We start from the raw sequence: 2,564 nt of genomic DNA on the forward strand, positions 1-2,564 counted from the left end.
TGGAAGCACAGGTGGATGAGACACAACCGGTGGTGTGCCGCGGGTTGTGGCGCCGGACGAGGATGGATGGCTGATGGCCGTTTTCGTAGCTAACGAATCAGGCACTGACGCCGACGAGGTCGCCCTTGTCGCACTTGCCCGGTTCGTGTTGGACGAGATGAAGGTCAACCCGCTGGCGGAGCTGTCGATCATGCTTCTGGAGCTGTCCGCCATGGAGGAGCTCCACGTCCGTTACATGGGTGAGGAGGGGCCGACCGACGTGCTGGCCTTTCCCCAGGACGACGCCTTCGACCCGTCCGCGCCCGACTCGGGTGAGGACGACCCGGCCCTGCTCCTCGGCGACGTCGTCCTGTGCCCGGAGATCGCCCGCAGGCAGGCGGCAAAGGCGGGCCACTCGACCGAGCGCGAGCTGCATCTGTTGTGCACGCACGGCATCCTGCACCTGCTCGGCTACGACCACGCCGAACCGGAGGAGGAGCGCGAGATGTGGGCTGTGCAGTCCCGCCTGCTGACATCGTGGGACGCCGCCCGGAGCGCTGGCACGCGCTGAGCGCGGCGACTGCTGAACGTAGCGACTTCCGGGCATGGCACATACTGAGCATGGTGCGGGGGAGTTGACGGGACGAGCCCATGGGCTACGGTGATGTTCCACTTCTGCTGATCGCGGTGGTTGCCGCGTTGGCCGCCGCCGGGATCGGGTGTATCGACGCGGCGCTGACCCGGGTCTCCCGAGTGTCGGTCGAGGAGTTCCTGCGGGCTGGCCGGCCACGGGCCACCCGCCTGGCCGCGATCGTCGCGGACCCCGGCCGTTATCTGGCGCTGCTGCTGTTGCTGCGGATCGTCGGAGAGATGATCACGACAGCCTGTGTGACGGTCATAGCCGTGCACACCTACGGAGCCGGTTTCGCCTCGGTCGCGCTCGGGGCGCTGGCCGGCACGCTGTTCGCGTACATCCTGGTGGGAGTGATGTTCCGGACACTGGGCCGGCAGCACGCACCGGTGGTGGCGCTCGCCACCGCGGGGCTTACCAGCTGGCTCGGCCGGATGTTCGGCCCGTTGCCCCGCCTGTTGATCGCGTTTGGCAACGCGGTGACCCCTGGGCGGGGCTACCGGGACGGTCCGTTCGCCACCGAAGCGGAACTGCGTGATCTTGTTGATCTCGCTCAGGAGCGTGACGTCATCGAGCGTGGCGAGCGCGACATGATCGCTTCTGTTTTCGAGCTCGGGGACACCCTGGTGCGCGAGGTCATGGTCCCTCGTCCCGACATGGTCCACATCGAGTCGGCGAAAACCGTCCGACAGGCCATCTCGCTGGCGTTACGCAGCGGTTTCTCACGGATCCCGGTGACCGGGGAGACCGTGGACGACGTGGTCGGGATCGCCTTCCTCAAGGACATGGTGGGCCGCGAGCGCGAGGGCTTGGACGCCCGGCCCGTTTCGGAGGTGATGCGCCCGCCAGCGCTGGTGCCCGAGAGCAAGCACGCTGACGCCCTGCTGCGGGAGATGCAGGCGTCCCGGACCCACATGGCGATCGTCATCGACGAGTACGGCGGTACCGCTGGGCTCGTGACCATCGAGGACATCCTCGAGGAGATCGTCGGAGAGATCACCGACGAATATGACACCGAGACCGCGCCGGTGGAATGGATCGGCGACGACGCGGCCAGGGTGACCGCCCGGCTGTCAGTGGACGATCTGCGCGACCTGTTCGGAACGGGCGAGCTGCCCGGATCCGGTGACGTCGAGACCGTCGGCGGGCTGCTGGCGAGCGCGTTGGGACACGTGCCGATTCCGGGAGCGACGGCGACCGTCGGTGTGCTCACGCTCACCGCCGAGAGCGCCGCCGGGCGCCGGAACCAGATCGGTACGGTGGTGGTCCGGCGGTCGTCGTCTGCTGATGAGGACTCCGCTGGCGGATCCCTGGCCGACGTGGTCCGTGCCGGCGGTCATCGAGGTGGGTCCGAGCGGGCCGGCCAGGAGCGCGGGGATGAAGGCGGGGATGAGGACGCGAAACATGGTGACAGCGGCCACGGCGGGAACGCCCTCGGCCCGGTCGCGCGCCGTACCGCCTCCGGGACGCGCACATGAGGAACCCATATATGGATCACATGAGTGACCCGCGCAGGCGTGCGCATGGGTAAGGGCGAGAAAGACGAGAAGGACGAGACAGGGATGGGTGTGCCGGAGCGGGAGTCGGACGGACCGGGTTCGCGGGGGCAGAACCCGGGCGGAGCGCGTCCGGGCGCGGGCGCCGCGCCGGTTGCCCCTGGCGTGCTGGAACCAGAGGACGCAAAGCTCGTGATCCTGGCCCGGTCGGCAAGGCCGCGTGCCTACGTGCCGCGAGGCGGAACCGCCGCGGCCGAGGGCGCGGCCGTCCGTGACACCGACGGGCGAACCTACGCGGCGGCGACCGTGGAGAATGCCGACGCTCGACTGAGCGTGTCGGCGCTGCGGGCGGCGGTGGTCGCGGCGGCGTCCAGCGGTGCCCGCAGCTTCGAGGCCGCGGCGATCGTGTCCGAGCGGGTGGCGCTCCCAGCACCGGACGGCCCAGCCCCGGACGGCCC

2 protein-coding genes and 1 pseudogene are annotated in these 2,564 nt (G+C 69.4%); all 3 read left to right on the forward strand.

Annotation, left to right across the window (positions count from 1 at the left end; translation table 11 throughout):
• Window positions 1-73: 73 nt before the first annotated feature.
• A complete protein-coding gene (ybeY, locus tag MJ783_RS02920) occupies window positions 74-550 on the forward strand; it encodes an rRNA maturation RNase YbeY (RefSeq protein ID WP_239308355.1) in 477 nt (158 codons plus the stop codon).
• An 80-nt stretch (window positions 551-630) separates the two neighbouring features.
• A complete protein-coding gene (locus tag MJ783_RS02925; RefSeq protein WP_239308356.1) occupies window positions 631-2,088 on the forward strand; it encodes a hemolysin family protein in 1,458 nt (485 codons plus the stop codon).
• 24 nt (window positions 2,089-2,112) lie between these two features.
• Window positions 2,113-2,564: pseudogene (locus MJ783_RS23510) on the forward strand (hypothetical protein); the annotation flags it as partial.

This window comes from Protofrankia sp. Cj3 (assembly GCF_917627355.1).
Taxonomy (GTDB): domain Bacteria; phylum Actinomycetota; class Actinomycetes; order Frankiales; family Frankiaceae; genus Protofrankia.

Bases quoted from the DNA above. Each gene is read 5' to 3' on its own strand.
- ybeY (WP_239308355.1), top strand. From the start codon at position 74: ATGGCCGTTTTCGTAGCTAACGAATCAGGCACTGACGCCGACGAGGTC.
- MJ783_RS02925 (WP_239308356.1), top strand. From the start codon at position 631: ATGGGCTACGGTGATGTTCCACTTCTGCTGATCGCGGTGGTTGCCGCG.